At 43.0% G+C, this 5,876-nt stretch carries 3 protein-coding genes; 2 read left to right on the forward strand and 1 reads right to left on the reverse strand.

What is annotated here, in order from left to right; all coding sequences use genetic code 11:
- Positions 1-165: 165 nt before the first annotated feature.
- Positions 166-1,737 (forward strand): metallophosphoesterase family protein, encoded by a 1,572-nt coding sequence (locus DP116_RS26555; protein ID WP_169157992.1) that lies wholly within the window; start codon positions 166-168, stop codon positions 1,735-1,737.
- A gap of 323 nt (positions 1,738-2,060) precedes the next feature.
- Here DP116_RS26555 and DP116_RS26560 read toward each other — a convergent pair whose 3' ends face one another.
- Positions 2,061-4,829 carry a WG repeat-containing protein gene (locus tag DP116_RS26560; RefSeq protein WP_169157993.1) on the reverse strand — a complete coding sequence of 923 codons (2,769 nt, stop codon included), beginning with the start codon at positions 4,827-4,829 and terminating at the stop codon, positions 2,061-2,063.
- 172 nt (positions 4,830-5,001) lie between these two features.
- Here DP116_RS26560 and DP116_RS26565 point away from each other — a divergent pair, with 172 nt between their 5' ends.
- Positions 5,002-5,769: a class I SAM-dependent methyltransferase gene (locus DP116_RS26565; RefSeq protein ID WP_169157994.1), complete on the forward strand. Its 768-nt coding sequence runs from the start codon at positions 5,002-5,004 to the stop codon at positions 5,767-5,769.
- Positions 5,770-5,876 lie beyond the last annotated feature (107 nt).

Below are 5,876 nucleotides of genomic sequence, written 5' to 3' on the forward strand. Positions count from 1 at the left end.
CAGTAGAGCAGGACTTACGCACGAACAACGTAACTATAGTCATTGCGACCGAAGGGAAGCAATCGCAACCCGCTTTTTTTCGTAGCGCGTGCGTAAGTCCTATAGAGGAAATTGGGAAGTAGTGGGAGAATAGCTAAATGACTAATAACTCATGAATACTGATTTATGGAATTCATATTTGATCCACCAATTCCTGTAAAAATCCAAAAGATGAAGGAACGGGTACGGTGGGGAGATCCGAGTGTTGTCCAACGTGGAATTGACCAAACCAGCATGGTTTTAGATGATGGTAACTCGGATAATCCAGAATTCTCTTTTATAGTTATAGGTGATAGTGGCACTACAGAACATCACGGACATCACCCGCAACGGAAAATTGCGGAATTGATGCTTGCTCACCAAAAGGAGTGCCGTTTTGTCCTGCATACGGGTGATGTCATTTATGTGGTGGGATCTCATGAGTATTACCCGACCAACTTTATCGAACCTTACCGCGAGTTTCTGGTGGGTGGCGAAAATCCTAGACGCATTCCCTATGATCGCATGGTCTTTAAGGTGCCAATTCTGCCAGTTTTGGGTAATCATGATTATTACGATGTTCCGTGGATGTACCGCTTTATCACCGGAGGTACACGATCACTGCGTCGCTTACTTGGCTATAAAAATGTCGAGATAGGTTGGCATGGATCTTATAAGGGTGACGCTTATGCACGGGCGTTTCTTGATTATCTTAAAAGATTCGACTCTGGTGAAGAGTTGGAACGTCACTTAGATAACCATTACACTGCTAAGACTGACACAGGATACTGTTTACGTTATCAACCCGGACGTTTCACCCGTTTACCCAACCGCTACTACACTTTTCGTTACGGCGGGATCGACTTTTTCGCCCTTGACTCCAATACTTTTAATGCACCATTACCACTCCCAGCGACAAAAGAGGGAGAAGCCGAACGCCGCGAATTGGTTCATCGTCGGCATAAGATAGAACAAGAGGAAATCCAAATTCTGGAAGCGTGCGACAAGCTGAATCCAGATATTCCCTCAGAAGCCGAACAACTTGATGCCCTCAAGGCGAAATTATATCAAATCGATGAAATCAAAATTGACATTGAAAAACAACTTGAATCTGATGAGGCGTCAGTCGTAGACTTTGAACAACTGAACTGGCTGAAGCAAAGACTGATTTCATCTTGGAATACTGAGGAAGTTCGCGGACGTATTATTTATTTTCATCATCCTCCTTACGTCACGGAAGCGACGAAATGGCATCAAGCGCAAACGTTAGCAGTTCGCCGCTGTCTGCGTTGGGTGTTTGATCAAGTCGCAGACACTCTTGGTTCGATGACTCAAGGTCGTCCAATAGTCGATTTGATTTTGAATGGTCATGCACACTGTTTGGAACACCTGCGGACAACGGATACTGGACATGCTGACTCGCATATCAACTGCATCATCTCTGGTGGTAGCGGTCATTACCCCCGTCGTCAGCGAAACGAAGGAACAGAATTGATGGAGACTTTTGAGCATCTTCCAGGTAGTCCTTACCGTAAAGTTGCGGATTCGTTCCTTTTTGTTGGTCGCAATGGATACGATGTTCAAATGCGACGACCATACTCTTTTGTTCGTATTGATGTTCGAGGTGGATGTCCACCGAAGCTTATTGTCAGACCATTTGTGACTGAACGGTTTATGGGAGGGTGGTGCGATCGCCACCTCGAACCGTTTGTGATTTAGAAATGTTCAGTGTCCAGAGGTTATTTGTGGATGATGTAAGTTTTTGATCAGCGGATAAGACAAAGTATGAACTCTACGAGAAAACTTCTATAGATTTGTCAAAAGTAGCTAGACTCACATCTTGCACCAGTTGCGTTATTGCAATTTTTGTAAGGTGGGCACTGCCTAGAGTTCGCTCAAAACCTTATTCTTACGTTGTGACCAGTGCCCACCCTACAGTTATTGAGAATAGTGAGCCAGCGCAGTCTTGGGGGTTTCCCCCATGAGCGACTGGCGTTAGCGCAGCGTGACCGAAGGTCATACCCGGAGGGTGCAAGATATCACTAGAGCTTTCCTAAACTTCTTAACCGTTCTAGAGTCGATTCTTTCATCTGCGTCCGCCATTTATAAGGATGATCCTTAGGATCAAGTTCAATGTTTTTCTCCCAAGCTAATAGTGCTTCTTCACTGTCCCCAAAGTCATCCAATGTTAAAGCTTTTACACCCCATCCCCAACCATCTTTAGGATAAAGTTTGATATATCTTTCAATAGCTTCTATTAATTTTTGCTCATAAAATTTGTGACCCCAAGTAAGCGACAGACTTAGTTCCAAAATTAGTGCTCGCCATAAAAAACGATTATAAGGAGCAAGTTGAATGGCTTGTTCACAGGCGGATATTATTTCTACACTGTCCCCTACTGTTCCTACTCTCTGTAAAGTCCATGCTTTACGTTCCCATGACCAGGCGCTTTTAGGATCTATTTTGAGTGCCCTGTCGTACATTTTTAGTGCTACTTTGGGAAAGAAGTTTTCTAGTACTAAACCTGCTAATTGAAAAATTGATGCTGGCTTGTACAGTAGATAAACAAGACTAGCAACTAGCAGACATAATGCTATATACCAGCGATGAAACGAGTGCCAAACATCCAGAGAAAATTCTTCTGAAATGCCCGAAGCACGCATGACAAGATAAGATCCAACAAAGAGAATAATAAAAAATGGAGCAGCAGCAATCGAGATAAACGGTAACACAAAGCAGAGAAAAAATAGTCCGATCATCGATGCGATGCCAGTACGATCTTGTAGCTTAGGTGGCAACCAAACAGAAAGAATTCGATAACCATCTAATGGGGGAATTGGCAGCAAGTTAAATAGTGCGATGAAAAACTGCAAACTAATAAAGTCAGCTATGAATGTAGAGAACCAGTGAGGAGAGTTCCAGGCAAGGCTGAACTGAAATATGGGAACTAACAGCAATCCAAAAAGTATACTAGCGATTGGTCCTGCTGCTGCTGTGGCACTTAACCACAAACGGTTCCGAATCTGATCAAATTCAATATATACTGCTGCACCAGGTAAAGGTATTCCACCTGTCACCAAGAAGATTGCAGGCAGGATGATACTGTGTAGAGGATTGATATATCGGCGCGGATTGAAGCTTAAATAGCCTTTGTCTTTGACCGAGCGATCGCCACCCCAATATGCTACAATCGCATGCCCAAATTCATGACAGCTAATGGCAACTATCCACAGCAAGCACGCCATCACTGAAGTCAGCAGTTTACTCCAAGTTGGATAGAAATTGCTTAAGGAAGCAGCGTATTTTGGAAATGTTTTCCCCTCACGATTGATGTAAACATATTCATCCCTACCTCCTTGTCCAACAACCCCGTTCTGACGAGTTACTTGAGCGACTCCGTGTAGGTCAAATCGCTTGCATTCAGTAAATTGAGGTTGGATAGCAAATTTACCAGTTTTATCGATGTATCCACACTTATTATCTTTTGCGACAGCTGCAAGCCCATTGGAAAACTGACGTTGCACCACCTCGCTTGAATACGGCTTAAGCACCTGGGCAAGCCATTTCTCGATTGAAGACAGGTCAAGCGGCTGACCAAACTCTTTCAAGCGTGACTTCCATTCCTTAAGTACAGCAGCAGGTTCTTTCTTATAATGAATTGCCAACTCAGGATCTATCTGAAACTCTGGTTTAATAACAATTTTGCCTGTTTTGTCAATAAAACCAATCTTGCCATCAGAAACGACCAAAGCACGTTCTTCAATCAGGCGATCTGCATAATCGAATTGTGGACTAACAATGAACTTGCCCGTTTTGTCAATGTAACCCCATTTTTTGTCTACTTGGACGGCTGCTAATCCGGATGCAAAGCTTTGACAGTAGTCGAATTGTGGTTCTATAACAACTTTCCCTCGTTTATCCTGAAAGCCACATTTCGATCCTATGGAATCTTCAGAGGTTGCTACCACCACAAGAGGGTCATCACGTCCTTGCTGTTTAGCCCACCTACTTATCTCAACAATCGCAAGTCCTTCTTGAAACTCGGACGCTAGCTTGGGCGGATTGAAGAAGTCACCGACTCGCCGCCCTGACTTATCCCAATAGATGTTCGGATCACCAATAAACTGTCCTGATTCATTCCAAGAAATCAAGTTAAGTTTCGCTATCCCTTGAAAAAACTTAATTGGAAACTTGTCTACAGGCTGGATAATCCATTTACCCTCTGGATTGATAACGCCCCATAAGCCACCTACTTGAACAGTTGCTACACCACCAGAGAATCGTTGAACTTTATCAAACTGGTATGGGATTACTAGTTTCCCACTCTGATTGATAAATCCCCACTTGCCGTTGAGTTTGACACCTGCCAAGCCTTCTGAAAAAGAACTTGGTGAAAAATCATCATCAATACCATCACTATAAGGAGAACTTGACTCACCGACCGTATCGTACTGTGGGGAAATGCTTACCTGACCTTTAAGGTTCACGAATCCCCATTTACCATGTAACCGTTCACACTCCCCCCTACCCCTCAACGATAAAACAAGGGTTTCGGCCATTGTGCAGGGGGAGTGAACAATTACTTTGTCATTGACTTTTACAGGTGCAAACCCCTCAGAAAATTCTTCTGCTTGAGAAAACTGAGGTTTAACAACCAGTTCTCCTGCTTGGTTTACATACCCATATCCAGGCCCATTATATATGGGATATAAGTTTTCAGTTTTGGAGATGTGGAGTAGTTGAAAGGCGATCGCACTTACTAATGCCAGCAAAAACAGAACAACCAAGCAAGTTCTTTTCTGGAATACCATTAGTAGAACTTTTCCTTACTATTGGTAGATATCAAGCACTGTTCTTTACTTAAATGGTACTATATCGCTTCATTTTTATGACGTTAACTTATATCTCGTTCTTTAGTAACGTTCTTTAGTAAACTACACCTCAAAACTCTTCATAATAGTTTATAAACACGCTCTGAGTGACATGAAACTCATCAACCGTAAACAGAAATATTATTTTTTACGTTTTACCGCAATTATTTTCGTCATACTGTGGTGCTTGCTTTTTGACCCCACTGGTATAGCAAACGCTGCTTCCCCATCCTCTACTGTTTACGAACAACGGCTGCTTCACAGTCCAGATGGTATTGGTAAAATTTACATGGGTCGAGAAATAGCCAAAGTCATGGGACACACAGGAGTATTATGGTTAGAACGACCAAGTCGAGAGTCTGAAGAACAACCAAGCAAGATTATTAGCGTTCTGAACTTCAAACCTGACGATGTTGTGGCAGATATTGGTGCTGGAACAGGCTACATAAGCTTTCGTATTGCCCCCCTCTTAACAAAGGCAAAGGTGCTAGCTGTGGATATTCAACCAGAAATGCTGGATATTATTGAGTTTTTGAAGAAAGAAAATAATATTACCAATGTTGAACCTATCTTGGCAACTCTGACTAACCCCAATTTACCACCAGAAAGTGTTGACCTGGCTTTGATGGTAGATGCTTATCACGAATTTGAGTACCCACGAGAGATTATGGAAGGGATGATTCGAGGGCTAAAACCAGGTGGTAGGATTGTGCTGGTTGAATATCGAGGTGAAAATCCCTTTATTCTGATTAAGGCTTTGCACAAAATGAGTCAGAGACAAGTACGAAAAGAAATGCAAGCTGTTGGTTTGGTTTGGCGGGAAACTAAGAACTTGTTACCCCAACAGCATTTGATGGTATTTGAAAAACCTTCCCTGTGAGGAGACATTGCGCGGATGGGTAGGTTTTTGAAAACTCTCACCCAGTCCGCAACGGGCGCGGGTGTAAGGGTGTAAGGGTGTAAGGGTGTAAGGGTGTAAGGGTGTAA

It is taken from the genome of Brasilonema bromeliae SPC951 (genome assembly GCF_012912135.1).
Lineage (GTDB): Bacteria > Cyanobacteriota > Cyanobacteriia > Cyanobacteriales > Nostocaceae > Brasilonema > Brasilonema bromeliae.

Bases quoted from the DNA above. Each gene is read 5' to 3' on its own strand.
- DP116_RS26555 (WP_169157992.1), top strand. From the start codon at position 166: ATGGAATTCATATTTGATCCACCAATTCCTGTAAAAATCCAAAAGATG.
- DP116_RS26560 (WP_169157993.1), bottom strand. From the start codon at position 4,829: ATGGTATTCCAGAAAAGAACTTGCTTGGTTGTTCTGTTTTTGCTGGCA.
- DP116_RS26565 (WP_169157994.1), top strand. From the start codon at position 5,002: ATGAAACTCATCAACCGTAAACAGAAATATTATTTTTTACGTTTTACC.